The organism is Burkholderia sp. BCC0322 (assembly GCF_902833045.1).
GTDB lineage: Bacteria > Pseudomonadota > Gammaproteobacteria > Burkholderiales > Burkholderiaceae > Burkholderia.
In genome coordinates, this window is sequence record NZ_CADFDU010000006.1 from 160,069 (window position 1) to 180,043 (window position 19,975).

14 protein-coding genes are annotated in these 19,975 nt (G+C 67.8%); 6 read left to right on the forward strand and 8 right to left on the reverse strand.

Annotation, left to right across the window (positions count from 1 at the left end; all coding sequences use genetic code 11):
* Positions 1–161: 161 nt before the first annotated feature.
* Positions 162–2,093 (reverse strand): ATP-binding cassette domain-containing protein, encoded by a 1,932-nt coding sequence (locus HWX39_RS19005; RefSeq protein WP_175969504.1) that lies wholly within the window; start codon positions 2,091–2,093, stop codon positions 162–164.
* A 136-nt stretch (positions 2,094–2,229) separates the two neighbouring features.
* Between HWX39_RS19005 and HWX39_RS19010 the strand changes: the two genes are divergently transcribed.
* Complete coding sequence (locus HWX39_RS19010; protein WP_175969505.1) at positions 2,230–2,709, forward strand: glutathione peroxidase; 480 nt, start codon at positions 2,230–2,232, stop codon at positions 2,707–2,709.
* A 63-nt stretch (positions 2,710–2,772) separates the two neighbouring features.
* Here the strand turns inward: HWX39_RS19010 and cls are convergent, their stop codons facing one another.
* The 6 genes from cls to dapC all read right to left on the reverse strand — a co-directional run bounded on the left by cls (position 2,773) and on the right by dapC (position 8,949).
* A complete protein-coding gene (cls, locus tag HWX39_RS19015) occupies positions 2,773–4,212 on the reverse strand; it encodes a cardiolipin synthase (RefSeq protein WP_175969506.1) in 1,440 nt (479 codons plus the stop codon).
* A 107-nt stretch (positions 4,213–4,319) separates the two neighbouring features.
* Positions 4,320–5,228 (reverse strand): 50S ribosomal protein L3 N(5)-glutamine methyltransferase, encoded by a 909-nt coding sequence (gene prmB, locus HWX39_RS19020; RefSeq protein WP_175969507.1) that lies wholly within the window; start codon positions 5,226–5,228, stop codon positions 4,320–4,322.
* 11 nt (positions 5,229–5,239) lie between these two features.
* Positions 5,240–6,379 carry a succinyl-diaminopimelate desuccinylase gene (gene dapE / locus HWX39_RS19025; RefSeq protein WP_047850710.1) on the reverse strand — a complete coding sequence of 380 codons (1,140 nt, stop codon included), beginning with the start codon at positions 6,377–6,379 and terminating at the stop codon, positions 5,240–5,242.
* A 98-nt stretch (positions 6,380–6,477) separates the two neighbouring features.
* A complete protein-coding gene (locus HWX39_RS19030; protein ID WP_069248286.1) occupies positions 6,478–6,846 on the reverse strand; it encodes an ArsC family reductase in 369 nt (122 codons plus the stop codon).
* Positions 6,846–7,673: a 2,3,4,5-tetrahydropyridine-2,6-dicarboxylate N-succinyltransferase gene (dapD, locus tag HWX39_RS19035; RefSeq protein WP_014896723.1), complete on the reverse strand. Its 828-nt coding sequence runs from the start codon at positions 7,671–7,673 to the stop codon at positions 6,846–6,848. Before dapD ends, HWX39_RS19030 begins: the two co-directional genes overlap by 1 nt.
* A gap of 43 nt (positions 7,674–7,716) precedes the next feature.
* Positions 7,717–8,949: a succinyldiaminopimelate transaminase gene (gene dapC, locus HWX39_RS19040; protein WP_175969508.1), complete on the reverse strand. Its 1,233-nt coding sequence runs from the start codon at positions 8,947–8,949 to the stop codon at positions 7,717–7,719.
* Between the two features lie 159 nt (positions 8,950–9,108).
* Here dapC and HWX39_RS19045 point away from each other — a divergent pair, with 159 nt between their 5' ends.
* The 5 genes from HWX39_RS19045 to def all read left to right on the forward strand — a co-directional run bounded on the left by HWX39_RS19045 (position 9,109) and on the right by def (position 17,834).
* The gene (locus HWX39_RS19045; RefSeq protein WP_175969744.1) at positions 9,109–10,050 is read left to right on the forward strand and encodes a DMT family transporter; all 942 of its coding nucleotides are present in this window, start codon (positions 9,109–9,111) and stop codon (positions 10,048–10,050) included.
* Positions 10,051–10,189: 139 nt separating this feature from the next.
* A complete protein-coding gene (gene smc / locus HWX39_RS19050) occupies positions 10,190–13,702 on the forward strand; it encodes a chromosome segregation protein SMC (protein ID WP_175969509.1) in 3,513 nt (1,170 codons plus the stop codon).
* An 85-nt stretch (positions 13,703–13,787) separates the two neighbouring features.
* Complete coding sequence (locus tag HWX39_RS19055) at positions 13,788–15,062, forward strand: cell division protein ZipA C-terminal FtsZ-binding domain-containing protein (RefSeq protein ID WP_175969510.1); 1,275 nt, start codon at positions 13,788–13,790, stop codon at positions 15,060–15,062.
* A 166-nt stretch (positions 15,063–15,228) separates the two neighbouring features.
* Positions 15,229–17,304 carry an NAD-dependent DNA ligase LigA gene (ligA, locus tag HWX39_RS19060; RefSeq protein ID WP_175969511.1) on the forward strand — a complete coding sequence of 692 codons (2,076 nt, stop codon included), beginning with the start codon at positions 15,229–15,231 and terminating at the stop codon, positions 17,302–17,304.
* The gene (gene def / locus HWX39_RS19065) at positions 17,301–17,834 is read left to right on the forward strand and encodes a peptide deformylase (RefSeq protein ID WP_175969512.1); all 534 of its coding nucleotides are present in this window, start codon (positions 17,301–17,303) and stop codon (positions 17,832–17,834) included. Before ligA ends, def begins: the two co-directional genes overlap by 4 nt.
* Positions 17,835–17,926: 92 nt before the next feature.
* On the opposite strand, the gene HWX39_RS19070 is transcribed toward def, so the two are convergent.
* Positions 17,927–19,960, reverse strand: coding sequence for a pseudouridine synthase (locus HWX39_RS19070; protein WP_175969513.1), 2,034 nt, complete (start codon positions 19,958–19,960; stop codon positions 17,927–17,929).
* Positions 19,961–19,975 lie beyond the last annotated feature (15 nt).

The window sequence follows — 19,975 nt, forward strand, 5'->3', positions numbered from 1 at the left end:
GCAGCACGGCGAGCGGCCGGCAAACGACGGTAATAACAAGGCCGGGCCAATGTGTCCGGCCTTGTTGCATCCGGGCCCTGTGCGGGCCTGATGGTTTGTCGAAGAACCCGTTCGCCGGCGTGCCGGGCCGGCGGCACCGGCCGGCGGTACAGCGGCCGCGTTCAGCCGATCTGTTCGAGTTCTTCGTGCGCGGCGAGCCAGTCGGCCTCAACCGTTTCGAGGCGCGTGTTGACGTCGCCGAGCTTGCGGATCGCATCGGTCAGTTCCGTCTTGCGCTCGGCTGCGTAGCTCGCCGGATCGGCGACGAATGCGTCGAGGCGCGCCTTCTCCGCGTGCAGCGTCTCCATCTCCTTCTCGAGCTTCGTGATGCGCGTCTGCAGCGGCTTCTTCAACACCGACAGGCGCTGCCGCTCCTCGGCGGCCTGACGCTTCTGGTCCTTGCGGTTGGTCGCGGCACCCGCGCCCGGCGCAGCGGCGCTGTCGGCCTTCGCGGCGGCGCGCTGCTCGGCCGCGTGCTGCAGCAGCCAGTCGCGGTAGTCGTCGAGGTCGCCGTCGAACGGCTGCAGCCGGTGCTTCGCCACCAGCATGAACTGGTCGGTCGTGGCGCGCAGCAGGTGGCGGTCGTGCGAGACGAGGATCAGCGTGCCTTCGAACTGCGCGAGCGCCATCGTCAGCGCATGACGCGTTTCGAGGTCGAGGTGGTTGGTGGGTTCGTCGAGCAGCAGCAGGTTGGGCTTCTGCCAGATGATCAGCGCGAGCGCGAGGCGTGCCTTTTCACCGCCCGAAAACGGCCCGACCGGGGTGGTCGCCATGTCGCCCGAGAAGTTGAAGCCGCCGAGGAAGTCGCGCAGTTCCTGCTCGCGCGTGTCGGGCGCGAGCCGCGCCAGATGCGCGAGCGGCGAATCGTCCTCGCGCAGCGTTTCGAGCTGGTGCTGGGCGAAATAGCCGATCGTCAGCCCCTTGCCGTCTCGGACGTGCCCCGACAGCGGCGCGAGCGTGCCGGCCAGCGTCTTGATCAAAGTCGACTTGCCCTGGCCGTTCGCGCCGAGCAGGCCGATGCGCTGGCCGTTCTGGATCGACAGCGCGACCCGCTCGACGATCGGGATCTCTGCTCCGCCGTCGGCGCGGTAGCCGCAGCGGACGTCTTCCATCACCATCATCGGATTCGGCGCGGCGTCGGGCGTACGGAATTCGAACGTGAACGGCGACGCGATGTGCGCGGGCGCGATCAACTCCATCTTCTCGAGCGCCTTCATCCGGCTCTGGGCCTGCTTGGCCTTGGTCGCCTTGGCCTTGAAGCGGTCGACGAAGCTCTGCAGGTGTTCGATCGTCTTCTGCTGCTTTTCGTAGGCGCTTTGCTGCAACGCCAGTTGCTGTGCGCGCAGCACTTCGAACTGCGAGTAGTTGCCGCCGTAGCGCTTCACCTGGCGGTTTTCCAGATGCAGCGTGACATTGCAGATCGAATCGAGGAATTCGCGGTCGTGCGAAATCACGACGAGCGTGCCGGGGTAGCGGTGCAGCCAGTCTTCGAGCCAGACGATCGCGTCGAGGTCGAGGTGGTTCGTCGGTTCGTCGAGCAGCAGCAGGTCGGAACGGCACATCAGCGCCTGCGCGAGGTTCAGGCGCATGCGCCAGCCGCCGGAGAAGCTGGCGACGGATTCGCGCGTCTGCGCGAGCGTGAAGCCGAGGCCGAGCAGCAGCGCCTCGGCACGGGCGGGTGCGGTGTAGCCGTCGGCGTCGGCGAACGCCGCGTGCGCATCGGCTTCGGCGGCGCCGTCATGCGCAGCCGACGCGGCGGCGATGCGCGCCTCGATCTCGCGCAGCGCGGCGTCGCCGTCGAGCGTGTAGTCGAGCGCCGAGCGGTCGACGGCGGGCGTTTCCTGCGACACATGGGCGATCCGCCACGACGGCGGCATCGAGAAATCGCCGCCGTCCGAGTGCAACTCGCCGCGCAGGACCGAGAACAGGGTCGACTTGCCGGCGCCGTTCGCGCCAATCAGGCCGGCTTTCTCGCCGGGATTGAGCACGAAGGAGGTCGACTCGAACAGCGGCTTGGTGCCGCGCGCAAGGCTGAACTGATTGAAACGGATCACGGCGGAGATGACTGGCCAAAACCGCTATTCTAGACTGCGCGCCGCTCGCGCCGGGGATTGGCCGTTCGGCGGATGCCGCAACGGGGCAATTTCGCCTAGACTTCACGTCGATCCGGTTTCGTAAGAGGAGTGCCCGATGTCCACCCTGTATTCGTTCAGCGCAGAGACGCTTGCCGGCGCGCCGGTCTCGCTCGACGCGTATCGCGGCAAGGTGCTGCTGATCGTCAACACCGCGAGCGAGTGTGGTTTCACGCCGCAGTACGCGGGGCTGCAGAAGCTGTACGACCAGTACGCGGCACGCGGCTTCTATGTGCTCGGCTTTCCGTGCAACCAGTTCGGCAAGCAGGAGCCCGGCGACGCCGCGCAGATCGGCGCGTTCTGCGAGCGCAATTACGGCGTCACCTTCCCGATGTTCGCGAAGATCGACGTGAAGGGCGACCATGCCCATCCGCTGTACCGCTACCTGACCGACGAGGCGCCCGGCATCCTCGGCCTCAAGGCGATCAAGTGGAATTTCACGAAATTCCTGATCGATCGCGAAGGGCGCATCGTCAAGCGCTACGCGCCGTCTACCAAGCCCGACGAAATCGCCGCGGATATCGACAAGCTGCTGTGACGGCTGCCGGCGGCGTTCGCGGCGCCGGTGCGGATCGCACGGGCGCCGCCACCGTCCCGGCCGTCAGAGGATCGGTGAGAACAGCCGTGCGACGTGCATCGCGATGCGCCGCCAGGCGGGCGACCGGCGGTATTCGTTCGCATCGACCTCGTACGCCTGCGCGAAATCGGCATCCAGCATCGTCTCGACCTCATCGGCGAACGTGCGGTCGACGGTCAGCACCATGATCTCGAAATTGAGGCGGAACGAGCGGTTGTCGAGATTCGCGCTGCCGATCGCCGCCGCGATGCGGTCGATCAGCACGACCTTCTGGTGCAGGAAGCCCGGCCGGTAGCGGAACACCTTGACGCCCGCATCGACCAGGTCGCGTGCGTACAGCTTCGACGCTTCGAACACCACGTAGTGATCGCGCCGGCTCGGGATCAGGATGCGCACGTCGACGCCGCGCATCACGGCGAGCTTCAACGCGGAGATCACGGCTTCGTCGGGGACGAGGTACGGCGTGGTGATCCAGACCCGCTCGCGCGCAGCGTTGATCGCCTCGACGAAGAACAGCGAGCCTGTCTCCTGCTTGTCGGCCGGCCCCATCGGCACCGCGAGGCAATGCATGTTGTCGCCGGGCTGCGCGGGCGGCGGCAGCGCGAGGGGCGGCAGTTTCTGCGTCGCCCAATGCCAGTCTTCGGCGAACACGTACTGGATGCTCGCGACCACCGGGCCGCGGATCTCGATGTGCGTGTCGCGCCACGGCGACAGGCGTGGCTTCGCGCCGAGATACTCGACGCCGACGTTGTGGCCGCCGACGAACGCGCGATTGCCGTCGACGACGACGATCTTGCGATGGTTGCGGAAGTTGAGCTGGAAACGGTTGACGAACTTCCGGTTGGTCGCGAACGGATGAACTTCGACGCCACCCCGGCGCAGCGTGTCGACGTAGCTGTGCGGCAGGTCGAAGCTGCCGATGCTGTCGTACAGCAGGCAGCAGCGCACGCCGGCTGCCGCACGCGCGAGCAGCGAGTCGCGCAGCATCCGGCCGAGCGCATCGTCGCGCACGATGAAGAACTGCACCACCACGTAGTCACGCGCGGCGTCGATAGCCGCCAGGATCGCCGAGAACGTCGCGTCGCCGTTCACGAGCGTGCGCACCGAATTGCCGCCGAGGAACGGCATGCCGCCGAGCCGCGTGAGCGCGAGCACGGCGGCCTGGCCGAGCGCGTCGGCGGCCGGCCCGTCGGTCGCGTCGCTGCTGAGCCACGGCGAGCGCGGCGTGTGCGTGCGCAACAATTCCAGCTCGTGGCGCCGTGCGTCGACGTAGCCGGAGAACTTGCTGCGGCCGAGGAACAGGTACGGAACGAGCGTCAGGTACGGCATCGCGGCGAGCGAGACGGCCCACGCGATCGCGCCTTGCGACGTACGCGTATTCATGATCGCGTGGCACGCCGCGACGATCCCGAGCACGTGGATGGTCAGGATCAGGGTGCCGAGATGTAGCCAGTCGAGGGTCATGGGCGCGTGACGGACTCCTGAGGTCGCGCGGCCGGGCGGCCGCCTACGCGCATCTTACCCAACCGTGCGGCGCAACGGTGCGCCGCACGGTGGCAAGCCGGAAAGGTTCAGCCCTTGCGCGGCAGGTCCGACGCCTGGATCAGGAACACGGCGTCGTCGCCCGCGCTGGTGGGCAGCCACGTGAGTTCGAGGCCACCGAACGCGGCTTCGACGTTTTCGCGCTCGTTGCCGATCTCGACGACGAGCACGCCGTCGTCGTGCAGCCAGCGGTGGGCTTCGGCGACGATGCGTCGCACGATGTCCATCCCGTCATCGCCACCCGCGAGCGCCATCTCCGGCTCGTGCCGGTACTCGGGCGGCAGTGCGGCCATCGACGACGCGTTCACGTAGGGCGGGTTGGTCAGGATCACGTCATAGCGTGAGCCCGGGTCGGTGCGGAACGCGGGCAGCGGCGCGTAGAGGTCGCCGCGATGCAGTGCGACGCGGTCTTCGAGGCCGTAGTCGCGCACGTTGATCTCGGCGACTTCGAGTGCCTTGTCGGACAGGTCGACCGCGTCGATCTCGGCGTTCGGGAACGCGCTCGCCGCCAGGATCGCGAGGCAGCCGGAGCCCGTGCACAGCTCGAGCACCGCGCCGACCTGCTCGGGATCGGCCACATACGGCTGCAGCCCGTCGTCGAGCAGCTCGCCGATGAACGAGCGCGGCACGATCACACGTTCGTCGACGTAGAAGCGGTGGCCGTGCATCCACGCTTCATGCGTGAGGTACGCGGCCGGCACGCGGTCGGTCGCGCGCCGCTCGATCACCGCGAGCACGGCCGCGATTTCGTCGGGCAGCAGCCGCGCGTCGAGGAACGGCTCGAGCGTGTCGAGCGGCAGGTCGAGCGTGCGCAGCACGAGGTAGGCCGCTTCGTCGTACGCATTGTCGGAGCCGTGGCCGAACGCGAGCTTCGCTTTCGAGAAGCGCGTGACCGCGTAGCGCAGCAGGTCGCGAACAGTGGCAAAAGGTGTCGTCATGCGAGGCTCCATCAGGCGATCAGTTGTTCGAGCACGCGGCGGTACACGTTCTTCAGCGGGTCGACGAAGCGCACTTCGATGTGCTCGTCGATCTTGTGGATGCTGCCGTTCGGCGGGCCGAACTCGATCACCTGCGGGCAGATGCGCGCGATGAAACGGCCGTCCGACGTGCCGCCGGTCGTCGACAGTTCGGTCGTGATGCCGGTCTCGGTGCGGATCGCGTTTTCCAGCGCGCCCGACAGCTCGCCGCGCGGCGTGAGGAACGGCAGGCCGCTTACCGACCATTTCAGCGTGTATTCGAGGCCGTGCTTGTCGAGGATCGCGTGCACGCGCGCCTGCAGGCCCTCGACCGTGCTCGCGGTCGAGAAGCGGAAGTTGAACAGCAGGTCGGCGTGGCCGGGAATCACGTTGGTCGCGCCGGTGCCGGCGTGCAGGTTCGACACCTGCCAGGTGGTCGGCGGGAAGTACTCGTTGCCTTCGTCCCACTGCTCGGCGGCGAGCTCCGCGAGCGCCGGCGCGAGCAGGTGGATCGGGTTCTTCGCGAGGTGCGGATACGCGATGTGGCCCTGAACGCCCTTGACGACGAGTTCGCCCGACATCGAGCCGCGGCGGCCGTTCTTGACGACGTCGCCGAGCTCGGTGGTCGACGTCGGCTCGCCGACGATGCAGTAGTCCATGCGTTCGCCGCGTGCTTCGAGCAGCTCGACGACCTTCACGGTGCCGTCGGTGGCGGGGCCTTCCTCGTCGCTCGTGATCAGGAACGCGATCGCGCCGCGGTGGCCGGGATGGGCTGCGACGAATTCCTCGGACGCGACGACGAACGCCGCGAGCGACGTCTTCATGTCGGCCGCGCCGCGGCCGTACAGCTTGCCGTCACGATGGGCGGGGATGAACGGCGGCGAGCTCCACTGCTCGAGCGGGCCGGTCGGCACGACATCGGTGTGGCCCGCGAACGCGAGCAGCTTGCCGTCGCGGCCGTCGGTGCCGCGCTTGACGGCCCACAGATTGGTCACGCCGTGCGACGCGATGGTCTCGCATTCGAAGCCGAGCGCGGCGAGGCGCTCGGTCATGATCTGCTGGCAATGCTGGTCGTCGGGCGTCACGGACGCGCGGGCGATCAGCTGTTCGGTAAGGGCTAGGGTGGCGGACATGGTTCGGACCACTTTTCGATAAAAAATGCCGGCGCGGTGGCCGGCAGCGATGAGACGTCGTGCGCTGCGCGAACGGGCGCCGCGCAGCGCGGGCAGCCCTATGCGGCAAACAGCGCCGCGTATTGATCGGCCACGAAGCCGAGCGATTTCACACGGCCATTGACCACCAGCACGGGGCGCTTGATGACCGACGGCTTGTGGATCATCAGCGCGACCGCGCCGGCCTTCGTTTCGGCGGCCGCCTTCATCGCGTCGTCCAGGCCGCGCCACGTCGTGCCGCGCTTGTTCACGAGCGCGTCGAGCGACACGTCCTTCAGCCAGTCCTCGACGAGCGGCGCGCTGACACCGAGTTTCTTGAAGTCGTGAAACTCGAATTCGACGCCGTGATCGTCGAGCCACACGCGGGCCTTCTTCACGGTGTCGCAGTTTGGAATGCCGTAGACGACCACGGTGTGCGGCTTTGCCATCAGTCGCCTCGCAGCAGCTCGTTCAGGCCGACCTTCGCGCGCGTCTTGGCGTCGACCTTCTTGACGATCACCGCGCAGTACAGGCTGTGCGAGCCATCCTTCGACGGCAGGTTGCCGGCGACGACGACCGAGCCGGCCGGGATGCGGCCGTAGCTGACTTCGCCCGTTTCGCGATCGTAGATCTTCGTGCTCTGGCCGAGGTAGACGCCCATCGAGATCACCGAGTTTTCCTCGACGATCACGCCTTCGACGACTTCCGAGCGCGCGCCGATGAAGCAGTTGTCTTCGATGATGACCGGGTTCGCCTGCAGCGGCTCGAGCACGCCGCCGATACCGACGCCGCCCGACAGGTGCACGTTCTTGCCGATCTGCGCGCACGAACCGACCGTTGCCCAGGTGTCGACCATCGTGCCTTCGTCGACGTACGCGCCGATGTTGGTGTACGACGGCATCAGCACGACGTTCTTCGCGATGAACGAGCCGCGGCGCGCGATGGCCGGCGGGACGACGCGGAAGCCGCCTGCGGCGAAATCTTCAGCGGTGTAGTTCGCGAACTTCGACGGCACCTTGTCGTAGAACTGCGAGTAGCCGCCGGCAGGCATCGGTGCGTTGTCCTCCAGGCGGAACGACAGCAGCACGGCCTTCTTCAGCCACTGGTGCACGGTCCAGTTGCCGTCGATCTTCTCGGCAACGCGCAGCGCGCCTTTGTCGAGCTGCTCGATCGCGTGCGCGACGGCTTCGCGGACGTCGGCCGGTGCGGCCTTCGGCGACAGCTCGGCGCGGTTGTCCCAGGCGGTATCGATGATTTGCTGAAGTTGTTGCGACATGTTCGTTTTCGCAGGAGATGGATGGAATTGATCGGATGGAAGATTACCGCGCGAGAGACCGGCAGAAATCGACGATGCGTTGCGCGCCCTCGACGCATTCGGGGGTGCCCGCGACGAGCGCGATCCGGATGAAATCGCGGCCCGGATTCGTGCCGTGCGCATCGCGCGCCAGGTACGAGCCGGGCAGAACCGTCACATTATAGTCGGCGTACAGGTGGCGGGCGAACTCGGTGTCCGACAGCCCGGTGCGCGACACGTTGGCCCACAGGTAGAACGCCGCGTCCGGCAGCTTCACGTCGATCACGTCGGCCAGCATCGGCGTGACGGTATTGAACTTCTGCAGGTACAGCGCGCGGTTCTCGCGCACGTGTGCCTCGTCGTTCCAAGCGGCGACGCTCGCGTGCTGCCAGACCGGCGACAGCGCCGCGCCGTGATAGGTGCGGTACAGCAGGAATTTCTTCAGCAGCGCCGCGTCGCCGGCGACGAAGCCCGAGCGCATGCCCGGCACGTTCGAGCGCTTCGACAGGCTCGACAGCATCACGAGTCGCTCGAAGCCGCGGCCGAGGCGGTGCGCGGCCTCGAGGCCGCCGAGCGGCGGCGCCGCTTCGTCGAAATAGATTTCCGAATAGCACTCGTCGGATGCGATCACGAAACCGTGGCGGTCGGACAGCGCGAACAGCTCGCGCCAGTCGTCGAGCGTCAGCACGGCGCCCGTCGGGTTGCCCGGCGAGCAGACATACAGCAGTTGCGTGCGCGCCCAGACTTCGTCGGGCACGGACGCGTAGTCGCACGCGAAGTTGCGGGCCGGGTCGCTGTTCGCGAAATAGGGTTCGGCGCCGGCCAGCAGCGCCGCGCCTTCGTAAATTTGATAGAAAGGATTCGGACAGAGTACGATCGCTTTCTCGCCCTGTCCGGACGGGCGTGCGTCGATCACCGTCTGCGCAAGCGAGAACAGTGCTTCGCGGGACCCCGACACGGGCAGCACCTGCGTCGCCGGATCGATGGCCGGCAGCCCGTAGCGGCGCTCGAGCCAGTGCGCGATCGACGTGCGCAGCGCGTCCGAGCCGGCGGTGGCCGGGTAAGATGCGAGACCGTCGAGCGCGGCCACCACGGCGTCGCGGATCAGCGCCGGAGTCGCATGTTTGGGCTCGCCGATGCCGAAGCTGATCGGTTTGAGGGCGCCGGAGGGCGTCACGTCCTTGAACAGGGCGCGCAGCTTTTCGAAGGGATAGGGCTGGAGCGAGTCGAGTCGAGGGTTCACGGGCGAAGCGGCCATCGCGGCCGGTTGGAGCGAAAGAAGCGGCGGGCGTGCCGCGCGGCTGCGAACGGGCGCCGATGGTGCGCGGGTCGCAACGAACGATTATAGCGTGACGGAATGTGGTCGCGGCCCGCCGGAACGGCGGCCGGGCCAGTCGAATAAAGGGTATTGAACCAAATGAATAACGCGGTACGCGGCAGCCTGCCGACGCTGGCCATCCTGATCGGCGCATCGGTATGGGGCCTGATCTGGTATCCGCTGCGGATCCTGGCATCGCTGGGCGTGACGGGCACGCTGGCGAGCGCGCTGACGAGCCTCGTCGCCTTCCTGTTCGTGATATTCGCGCGGCACCGCACGATCTCGACGCTGCGCTGGCACTGGGTGCTGCCCGGCATCGCGGTGACGGCCGGCGTGACGAACCTCGGGTTCGTGTGGGGCACGATCCACGGCGAAGTGCTGCGCGTGATGCTGCTGTTCTACCTGACCCCCGCGTGGACCGCGATCTACGCGCACTTCCTGCTGCGCGAGCGGCTGACCTGGGCCGGCGCGGGGCTTGCGGCGCTGTCGATCGGCGGCGCGATGCTGATGCTGTGGTCGCCGAAGCTCGGCCTGCCGCTGCCGGCCACTCCGGCCGAATGGGCCGGTCTCGCGGCCGGGTTGAGCTTCGCGATGAGCAACGTGCTCGTGATCAAGGCGAGTCGCGAGCTGCCGGAGATGCGCGCCGAGATGCGCACCGCGACGCTGTTCGGCGGCGCGGCCGTGTTCGGCGCGATCGCGTCGCTGTTCGAGGGGATACCGGCGGCGCCGACGGGCGGCCAGCTCGGCACGGCCGCGCTGATCATCGTCGCGATCGGCGTGACGATGGCGTCGAACAACCTGCTCGTGCAATACGGGCTGGCGCGCGTGCCGGCGAACCGTGCGTCGATCATCATGCTGTTCGAGATCGTGATCACCGCGCTGTCGGCATGGGTGTTCGCGAACGAGCTGCCGAGCGCGCGCGAGTGGGCGGGCGGCGCGTGCATCGTGCTGGCGACGCTGCTGTCGAGCCGGGTCCATCGCGCCGCGCCGGCACCGGACAAACCCGGCGACGGTCGGGACGGCGCACGCGCGATGGTATGATGGAAGCCGTTTGCGGGGCCCAACGCTGTATGCGCGCGGCCCCGCTTTTGAATTCCGGGGCGCACCGCGCGCATGGGCCGTCCGGCCTCGCGCAGTGCGGCTCCGTCCGTTTCACACCTTCTTCACATCCGATACCGCCGTGCGTCTGAGCTCGATCAAACTCGCTGGCTTCAAATCCTTTGTCGATCCCACGCATTTCCAGGTTCCGGGCCAGCTTGTCGGCGTGGTGGGCCCGAACGGGTGCGGCAAGTCCAACATCATCGACGCCGTGCGCTGGGTGCTCGGCGAGTCGCGCGCTTCCGAGCTGCGCGGCGAGTCGATGCAGGACGTGATCTTCAACGGCTCGACCGCCCGCAAGCCCGGCAGCCGGGCCAGTGTCGAACTGATCTTCGACAACTCCGACGGCCGCGCGGCCGGCCAGTGGGGCCAGTACGGCGAGATCGCCGTGAAGCGCGTGCTCACGCGCGACGGCACGTCGAGCTACTACATCAACAACCTGCCGGCGCGCCGCCGCGACATCCAGGACATCTTCCTCGGCACCGGCCTCGGGCCGCGTGCGTACGCGATCATCGGGCAGGGCATGATCGCGCGGATCATCGAGGCGAAGCCGGAAGAGCTGCGCGTGTTCCTCGAGGAAGCCGCGGGCGTGTCGAAGTACAAGGAGCGCCGCCGCGAAACCGAGAACCGCCTGCACGACACGCGCGAGAACCTGACGCGCGTCGAGGACATCGTCCGCGAACTCGGCGCTAACCTCGAGAAGCTCGAGGCACAGGCCGTCGTCGCCACCAAGTACAAGGAACTCGTCGCCGACGGCGAGGAGAAGCAGCGCCTGTTGTGGCTGCTGCGCAAGAACGAGGCCGCCGGCGAACAGCAGAAGCAGCAGCGTGCGATCGAGCAGGCGCAGATCGACCTCGAAGCGCAAACGGCGAAGCTGCGCGAGGTCGAGGCGCAGCTCGAGACGCTGCGCGTCGCGCATTACTCGGCAAGCGACGCGATGCAGGGCGCGCAGGGTTCGCTCTACGAGGCGAACGCCGAGGTGAGCCGCCTCGAAGCCGAGATCAAGTTCATCGTCGAATCGCGCAACCGCGTGCAGGCACAGATCGCCGCGCTCAATGCGCAACGCGAGCAATGGCGCGCGCAGGCCGAGAAGGCGCAGGACGAGCTCGAGGAAGCCGAGGAAGCGCGCGCGATGGCCGACGAGAAGGCCGCGCTCGCCGAAGACAACGCGGCCGCGAAACACGACGCGCTGCCGGCGCTCGAGGCGAAGTGGCGCGACGCGCAGGCGCAGCTCAACGACGAGCGCGCGCGGATCGCGCAGACCGAACAGTCGCTGAAGCTCGAAGCCGCGCACCAGCGCAACGCCGACCAGCAGCTCCAGCAGCTTCAGCAGCGCCATGAGCGCCTGAAGAGCGAAGCGGGCGGGCTCGACGCGCCGGACGAAGCCCAGCTCGAAGAACTGCGCATGCAGCTCGCCGAGCAGGAAGAGATTCTGGCCGAAGCGCAGGCGCGCCTTGCCGACGCGCAGGAAACGGTGCCGCGCCTCGATGGCGAACGGCGTGCCGCGCAGGAGCGCGTGCAGGCCGAAGCCGCGCAGATCCACCAGCTCGAGGCGCGTCTCGCCGCGCTGAAGCAGTTGCAGGAAAACGTGCAGACCGAAGGCAAGGTGCAGCCGTGGCTCGACAAGCACGAGCTCGGCGCGCTGCCGCGTTTGTGGAAGAAGCTGCATGTCGAAGCGGGCTGGGAAGCCGCGCTCGAAGCCGTGCTGCGCGAGCGCCTCGCCGCGCTCGAAGTGTCGAATCTCGACTGGGTGAAGGCTTTTGCCACCGACGCACCGCCCGCGAAGCTCGCGTTCTACGCACCGCCCGTGGCCGGCGAACCGCCCGCGGCCGTGGCCGGCCTACGTCCGGTGCTGTCGCTCGTGCGTATCGACGATGCGGGCATCCGCGCGGTGCTGAACGACTGGCTCGGCAGCGTGTACGTCGCCGACGATGTCGCGCAGGCGCTCGCGACGCGCGCGCAGTTGCCGGCAGGCGGCGCGTTCGTCGTCAAGGCCGGCCATATCGTCACGCGCGTCGGCGTGCAGCTGTATGCGGCCGATTCGGAGCAGGCCGGGATGCTGGCCCGTCAGCAGGAAATCGAAAACCTGACGCGCCAGGTGCGCGCACAGGCGCTGCTCGCCGACGAGGCGCGCACGGCAGCCGTGCGTGCGGAAGCCGCGCACACGCAGGCCACGCAGGCGCTCGGCGACGTGCGGGCGCAGGCCGAGCGTGCGACGCAGCGCGTGCACGCGCTGCAGATGGATGTGCTGAAGCTGGCGCAGGCGCACGAACGTTACACGCAGCGCAGCACGCAGATCCGCGAGGAACTCGAGGAAATCGGCGCGCAGATCGAAGAGCAGCGCGCGATGCGCGCGGAGTCGGAAGCGAATTTCGAGCGTTTCGACGGCGAACTCGCGGAACTGCAGGCGCGCTTCGAGGACAACCAGCTCGCGTTCGAAGCGCTCGACGAATCGCTGACGCAGGCGCGTCAGGAAGCGCGCGATCTGGAGCGCGGCGCGAACGATGCGCGCTTCGCCGCGCGCAACGCGGTGACCCGGATCGACGAGCTCAAGCGCAGCATCCAGGTCGCGCACGAGCAGAGCGAGCGTGTTGCCGCTTCTCTGGAAGACGCACGCGCCGAGCTCGAGACGATCAACGAGCAGACCGCGCATACGGGCCTGCAGGACGCGCTCGAGATTCGTGCGGTGAAGGAAGAAGCGCTGCAGGCTGCACGGATCGAGCTCGACGACCTGACTGCAAAACTGCGCGCGTCGGACGAGCAGCGGCTCGTCGCCGAGCGCTCGCTGCAGCCGCTGCGCGACCGCATCACCGAACTGCAGCTGAAGGAGCAGGCTGCGCGCTTGGCCGTCGAGCAGTTCGCCGAGCAGCTCGCGACGGCCGAGGTCGACGAGGCCGCGCTGAGCGAGAAGCTGACGCCGGATCTGAAGCCGTCGTACCTGCAGGGCGAGGTCACGCGCCTGAACAACGCGATCAACGCGCTCGGCCCGGTGAACATGGCCGCGCTCGACGAGTTGAAGGCCGCGAGCGAGCGCAAGGTGTTCCTCGATGCGCAGTCGGCCGACCTGATCGACGCGATCACGACGCTCGAGGACGCGATCCACAAGATCGACCAGGAAACCCGCACGCTGCTGCAGGGCACCTTCGACGAGGTCAACCGCCACTTCAGCGACCTGTTCCCGCGCCTGTTCGGCGGCGGCCAGGCGAAGCTGATCATGACGGGCGACGAAATTCTCGACGCCGGCGTGCAGGTGATGGCGCAGCCGCCCGGCAAGAAGAACGCAACGATCCACCTGCTGTCGGGCGGCGAGAAGGCGCTGACCGCGACCGCGCTGGTGTTCGCGATGTTCCAGCTGAACCCGGCGCCGTTCTGTCTGCTCGACGAGGTCGACGCACCTCTCGACGACGCGAACACGGAGCGTTTCGCGAATCTCGTGCGCGCGATGTCCGACAAGACGCAGTTCCTGTTCATCTCGCACAACAAGATCGCGATGGAAATGGCGCAGCAGCTGATCGGCGTGACGATGCAGGAGCAGGGTGTATCGCGGATCGTCGCGGTGGACATGGAAACCGCCGCGGGTTTTGCCCAGAATTGACGTTTGACGAAACCGGACCGCGTTCGCGCGGCGCATGGGCGCCCGTTCGCGGTTCCGACGAACAAGAATTGCTGATGGAGCGTGCATGGACGAGTTGACACTCGGTTTGATCGGCGCGGGCGCCGTCGTGGTGGGCGGCGTCGTGGTCTACAACGCATGGCAAGGCGCGAAGGTGCGGCGCAGGATGCCGCGCCCGATGCCGGAGGAAGCGGCCGAGGCGATGAACCGCCCCGAACGCGAGGAAGAGCTGCCGTTCATCGAGCCGGTGCGTCAGCCGGTGCGGCGCGAGCCTACGGCACCGGCTGCGGCGGCCGCCACGCCAGCCGAAGTCGCGCGCGTCGAGCCGACGTTCGGTGGCGCGGCGCCGGCCGATATGCCGGCCGATCTGCAGGCCGAGGCGACCGGCGTCGATACACCGGCCGAATCGGTCGAGCCGGTTGCCGGCGAAGAAGCCGCGCCGGCCTCCGCGCACGAAACGCATGCCGAACCGGCAGAGCCGGCCGAACCCGTGCTGCCGGCCGCAACGACGATCTCGTCGGCACCGCCGGCGATCGTCGACCGCCGGATCGACTGCATCGTGCCGATCCGCCTCGGCGGGTCGCTGCCGGGCGACAAGATCCTGCCGGCCGCGCAGCGGCTGCGCCGCGCGGGCAGCAAGCCCGTGCACATCGAAGGCAAGCCGGAAGGCGGCCAGTGGGAGTTGCTGCAGAACGGCGTGCGCTACGAGGAACTGCGCGCGGCCGCACAGCTCGCGAACCGCAGCGGCGCGCTGAACGAGCTCGAGTTCTCCGAATTCGTGACGGGCGTCCAGCAGTTCGCCGACGCGATCGACGGCGCGCCCGAATTCCCGGACATGATGGAAACGGTCGCGATGGCGCGCGAGCTCGACGCGTTTGCCGCGCAATGCGACGCGCAGTTGTCGATCAACGTGATGTCGGACGGCGCGCCGTGGTCGGCGAACTACGTGCAGGCGGTCGCATCGCAGGACGGGCTGTTGCTGTCGCGCGACGGCACGCGTTTCGTGAAGCTCGACGCGAAGCAGAACCCCGTGTTCATGCTGCAGTTCGGCGACACGAACTTCCTGCGTGACGACCTCACGTACAAGGGCGGCAACATGATCACGCTGGTGCTCGACGTGCCGGTTGCCGAAGAGGACATCCTGCCGTTCCGGCTGATGTGCGATTACGCGAAATCGCTGTCCGAACGGATCGGCGCACGCGTGGTCGACGATTCGCGCCGGCCGTTGCCGGAGTCGACGCTACTCGCGATCGAGCAGCAGTTGATGAAGCTGTACGCGAAGCTCGAGGAAGCCGGCATTCCGGCCGGTTCGCCGGTCACGCGCCGCCTCTTCAGCCAGTAACGCGAACGCGCGGACGGCGGGCGTCGGCGCCGCCGTTCGTCGCTGCAGCGCACACCTTGCCGTTTGCGCTGCAGCACGTGCATCGGGCGCGCATTGCACGCCCCGCCACGGCGGCAAACTGAGATAATCGGGCATCCGATTTTCTCAGAACGAATCTGCCGCCAGCATGGCCCGAACCCAAGCCGAACCGCCAGCCAGCCAGCCCGACGCGCGCGCCGCGTGGCTGCGCGATCAACTCGAGCGGGCGAACTACGCCTACTACGTGCTCGACCAGCCGGATCTGCCCGACGCCGAATACGACCGGCTGTTCCGCGAACTGCAGCAGCTCGAAACCGACCATCCCGAACTCGTGACGCCCGATTCGCCGACCCAGCGCGTCGGTGGCGAGGCGGCCGGCGGCTTCACGCCGGTCGTCCATGATGCGCCGATGCTGTCGCTCAACAACGGCTTCGCCGACGAGGATATCGTCGCATTCGACAAGCGTGTCGCCGACGCGCTCGACAAGACGACCGATCTCGCCGGCTCGATAACGGAGCCCGTCGAATACGCATGCGAACTGAAGTTCGACGGTCTCGCGATCTCGCTGCGCTACGAGCAGGGCGTATTCGTGCAGGCGTCGACGCGCGGTGACGGGACGACGGGCGAGGACGTGACCGAGAACGTGCGCACGATCCGCTCGATTCCGCTGAAGCTGAAGGGCACGAAGGTGCCGGCCGTGCTCGATGTGCGTGGCGAGGTGCTGATGTTCAAGCGCGATTTCGCACGCCTGAACGAACGTCAGCGCGCGGCCGAGCAGCGCGAATTCGCGAACCCGCGCAACGCGGCGGCCGGCAGCCTGCGCCAGCTCGACTCGAAGATCACTGCGCAGCGTCCGCTGTCGTTCTTCGCTTACGGCATCGGCGTGCTCGACGGGATGCCGATGCCCGATACGCACAGCGCGCTGCTCGACTGGTACGAGTCGCTCGGCCTGCCCGTGAACCGGGAGCGCGCGGTCGTGCACGGCGCCGAAGGCTTGCTCGACTTCTTCCGCAAGATCGGCGAGAAGCGTGAGTCGCTGCCGTATGACATCGACGGCGTCGTCTACAAGGTCAACCGGCGCGACGAGCAGGAGCGCCTGGGCTTCGTGTCGCGTGCGCCGCGCTTCGCGCTCGCGCACAAGTTCCCCGCGCAGGAAGCGCTGACCAAGCTCGTCGCGATCGACGTGCAGGTCGGCCGTACGGGCGCGATCACGCCGGTCGCGCGCCTCGAGCCCGTGTTCGTCGGCGGCGCGACCGTCACCAATGCGACGCTGCACAACGAGGACGAGGTGCGCCGCAAGGACATCCGGATCGGCGATACCGTGATCGTGCGCCGCGCGGGCGACGTGATCCCCGAGGTGGTCGGCGCGCTGCTCGACCGGCGCCCGGCCGATGCGGCCGAATTCGTGATGCCGACCGAATGCCCGGTGTGCGGCTCGAAGATCGAGCGCCTGCCCGACGAGGCGATCGCGCGCTGCACGGGCGGCCTGTTCTGCCCGGCGCAGCGCAAGCAGGCGCTGTGGCACTTCGCGCAGCGCCGCGCGCTCGACATCGACGGGCTCGGCGAGAAGATCATCGACCAGCTCGTCGAGCTGAATCTCGTGCGCACGCCGGCCGACCTGTTCAATCTCGGCTTTGCGACGCTCGCCGAGCTCGACCGGTTCGCCGAGAAGTCGGCGCAAAATCTGCTCGACTCGCTCGAGAAGGCGAAGCATACGACGCTCGCGCGCTTCATCTACGGGCTCGGTATCCGTCATGTGGGCGAATCGACCGCGAAGGATCTCGCGAAGCATTTCGGCTCGCTGACGCCGATCATGGACGCATCGATCGAAGAGCTGCTCGAAGTCAACGACGTCGGGCCGATCGTCGCCGAGTCGCTGCATCAGTTCTTCGCGGAAGAGCATAACCGGACCGTGATCGAGCAATTGCGCGCGCCGGGCAAGGTGACGTGGCCGGAAGGGCCGCCCGCGCCGAAGGCGCCGCAGGGGGTGCTGGCCGGCAAGACGGTCGTGCTGACCGGTACGCTGCCGACGCTCACGCGCGATGCCGCGAAGGAAATGCTCGAAGCGGCCGGCGCGAAAGTGGCCGGTTCGGTATCGAAGAAGACGGATTACGTGGTCGCGGGCGCCGAAGCCGGCAGCAAGCTCGCGAAGGCCGAGGAACTCGGCATCCCCGTGCTGGACGAAGACGGTCTGCACCAACTCCTGGAGGGCAATACGCCATGATTCGCGAGATCCTGAAGATGGGCGATCCGCGCCTGCTCGAAGTCGCCAAGCCGGTCGAGCGGTTCGATACCCCCGAACTGCACGAGATCGTCGCGGACATGTTCGAGACGATGCACCATGCGAACGGTGCCGGTCTGGCCGCGCCGCAAATCGGCGTCGGGCTGCAGATCATCATCTTCGGCTTCGGTAGCAACAACCGCTACCCGGATGCGCCGCCGGTACCCGAGACCGTGCTGATCAACCCGAAGGTCGAATACATGCCGCCGGACATGGAAGAGGGCTGGGAAGGTTGCCTGTCGGTACCGGGCATGCGGGGCGTCGTCAGCCGCTATGCGAAGGTGCGCTACAGCGGCTTCGACCAGTTCGGCGAGAAGATCGATCGCGTTGCCGACGGTTTTCACGCACGCGTCGTCCAGCACGAATACGATCACCTGATCGGCAAGCTGTATCCGATGCGGATCACCGACTTCACGCGCTTCGGCTTCACGGAAGTGCTGTTCCCGGGGCTCGATCCGGCTTCCGACGACTGATCCGCCGGCTAGCCTGGTTTCTCGCAGGAAACGAAAAAGCCCGCTTGCGCGGGCTTTTTCACTGCGTGGCGCACGTGTGTGCGCGCCCGCGGTCAGAACGTCTCGTCGGCCGACAGATAGCGCCATTGACCCTGCGGCAGCGCGCCGAGCATCACGCGGCCCATCCGTACGCGCTTCAGGCCGATCACGTCGAGGCCGACCAGTTCGCACATGCGGCGGATCTGGCGCTTCTTGCCTTCGCGCAGCACGAAGCGCAACTGCTCGCCGTTCTGCCAGCTCACCATCGCGGGCTTCAGCGCGACGCCGTCGAGCTCGAGGCCGTGGCGCAGCTTCGCGAGCGATTCCGCGGGGAAGTGCTGGTCGATGTCGATGAGCCGCTCGCCGAAGCGCACGCGCACCAGGTACTCCTTGTCGATATCCGACTGCTCGCCGATCAACTGCTTCGCGATCACGCCGTTCTGCGTCAGCACGAGCAGGCCGGTCGAATCGATGTCCAGGCGGCCGGCCGGTGCGAGCGCGTGCAGGTGCTGCGGCGAGAAGCGCACCGGCGAATGGTCGCCGCTCCAGCGGTTCGCGCGCGTGATCAGCACGGCCGCGGGCTCGTAGCCGTCTTCCGCCTGGCCCGATACGTAACCGACCGGCTTGTGCAGCAGGATCGTCACTTGCGCGGCCTGCGCGGCGCTTGCCCGTTCGTCGATCTCGATCTTCTGGTCGGCGCGTACCTTGGTGCCGAGCGTGTCGATGCGTTCGCCGTCGACGAGGACCCAGCCCTTTTCGATCCATTCGTCGGCTTCGCGGCGCGAGCACATGCCAAGCTCGGACATCCGTTTCGACAGGCGCATCAGGCCCGATTCGTCACCGTAATCGATGTCGGCCGCCGGCCGCTTGACGGGCTTCGCGGTCTTCATCCCCGTGCCGGACGAGCGGCGTTCGGTGCTGCCACGCTCGCCGTCGCGAGCGGGACGGGCAGGGCGGTCGCCGAAGCTGCGCTTTGCGCCTTCGCCGGATGCCTTGTCGCGATAGGGTGCGCGTGTACCGCCTTCACCGGCCCCTGCACGACGCGGACGTGCGTCGTCATCGCGGCGGGGCGGGCGATCGGACGACGTGCGACGGTCGCCGAAGCTGCGCTTTGCGCCTTCGCCGGCTGCGTTGTCGCGATACGGCGCGCGAGCACCACCTTCGCCGGCACCTGCACGACGCGGACGTGCGTCGTCATCGCGGCGGGGCGGGCGATCGGACGACGTGCGACGGTCGCCGAAGCTGCGCTTTGCGCCTTCGCCGGATGCGTTGTCGCGATACGGCGCGCGAGCACCACCTTCGCCGGCACTTGTGCGGCGCGGACGTGCATCGTCATCACGGCGGGGCGGGCGATCCGAGGACGTGCGACGGTCGCCGAAGCTGCGTTTTGCGCCTTCGCCGGCTGCGTTGTCGCGATACGGCGCGCGAGCACCACCTTCGCCGGCACTTGTGCGGCGCGGACGTGCATCGTCATCACGACGGGGCGGCCGATCGGACGACGTGCGGCGGTCGCCGAAGCTGCGTTTCGCGCCTTCGCCGGCTGCGTTGTCGCGATACGGCGCGCGAGCACCACCTTCGCCTGCACTTGCACGACGCGGACGTGCATCGTCATCACGGCGGGGCGGGCGATCGGACGACGTGCGACGGTCGCCGAAGCTGCGCTTTGCGCCTTCGCCGGATGCGTTGTCGCGATACGGCGCGCGTGCGCCGCCTTCACCGGCACCTGCACGACGCGGACGTGCATCGTCATCACGACGGGGCGGGCGATCGGACGACGTGCGACGGTCGCCGAAGCTGCGTTTCGCACCCTCGCCGGATGCGTTGTCGCGATAAGGGGCACGCGTGCTGCGTTCGGCACCGCCGTCACGCGGCGCACGCTTGGACGGTGCGCGATCCGCGCCCGGGCGTTCGGCGCCCGCGGCAGCACGCGGCTTGAACGTGCGCTCGCCGGCGGCGGCCGGGGCCGCCTTCTTCGGTCGGGCCGGCTTGTCACCTGCGGGCGGCGCAGCGGGGCGCACCGCCTTGCGGGCGACGAGGCTGCCGGAGCGGACAGGGGCGCGGGTCGGCGACGCCGGCTTCGGATTCTTGACGGTTAGTTTGGTGCGCATAAACGCTGGAATTCT

Excerpts from the sequence above, each read along its gene's own strand:
- HWX39_RS19010 (WP_175969505.1), top strand. The coding sequence starts at position 2,230 with ATGTCCACCCTGTATTCGTTCAGCGCAGAGACGCTTGCCGGCGCGCCG.
- cls (WP_175969506.1), bottom strand. The coding sequence starts at position 4,212 with ATGACCCTCGACTGGCTACATCTCGGCACCCTGATCCTGACCATCCAC.
- prmB (WP_175969507.1), bottom strand. The coding sequence starts at position 5,228 with ATGACGACACCTTTTGCCACTGTTCGCGACCTGCTGCGCTACGCGGTC.
- dapE (WP_047850710.1), bottom strand. The coding sequence starts at position 6,379 with ATGTCCGCCACCCTAGCCCTTACCGAACAGCTGATCGCCCGCGCGTCC.
- HWX39_RS19030 (WP_069248286.1), bottom strand. The coding sequence starts at position 6,846 with ATGGCAAAGCCGCACACCGTGGTCGTCTACGGCATTCCAAACTGCGAC.
- dapD (WP_014896723.1), bottom strand. The coding sequence starts at position 7,673 with ATGTCGCAACAACTTCAGCAAATCATCGATACCGCCTGGGACAACCGC.
- dapC (WP_175969508.1), bottom strand. The coding sequence starts at position 8,949 with ATGGCCGCTTCGCCCGTGAACCCTCGACTCGACTCGCTCCAGCCCTAT.
- HWX39_RS19045 (WP_175969744.1), top strand. The coding sequence starts at position 9,109 with ATGAATAACGCGGTACGCGGCAGCCTGCCGACGCTGGCCATCCTGATC.
- HWX39_RS19055 (WP_175969510.1), top strand. The coding sequence starts at position 13,788 with ATGGACGAGTTGACACTCGGTTTGATCGGCGCGGGCGCCGTCGTGGTG.
- ligA (WP_175969511.1), top strand. The coding sequence starts at position 15,229 with ATGGCCCGAACCCAAGCCGAACCGCCAGCCAGCCAGCCCGACGCGCGC.
- def (WP_175969512.1), top strand. The coding sequence starts at position 17,301 with ATGATTCGCGAGATCCTGAAGATGGGCGATCCGCGCCTGCTCGAAGTC.
- HWX39_RS19070 (WP_175969513.1), bottom strand. The coding sequence starts at position 19,960 with ATGCGCACCAAACTAACCGTCAAGAATCCGAAGCCGGCGTCGCCGACC.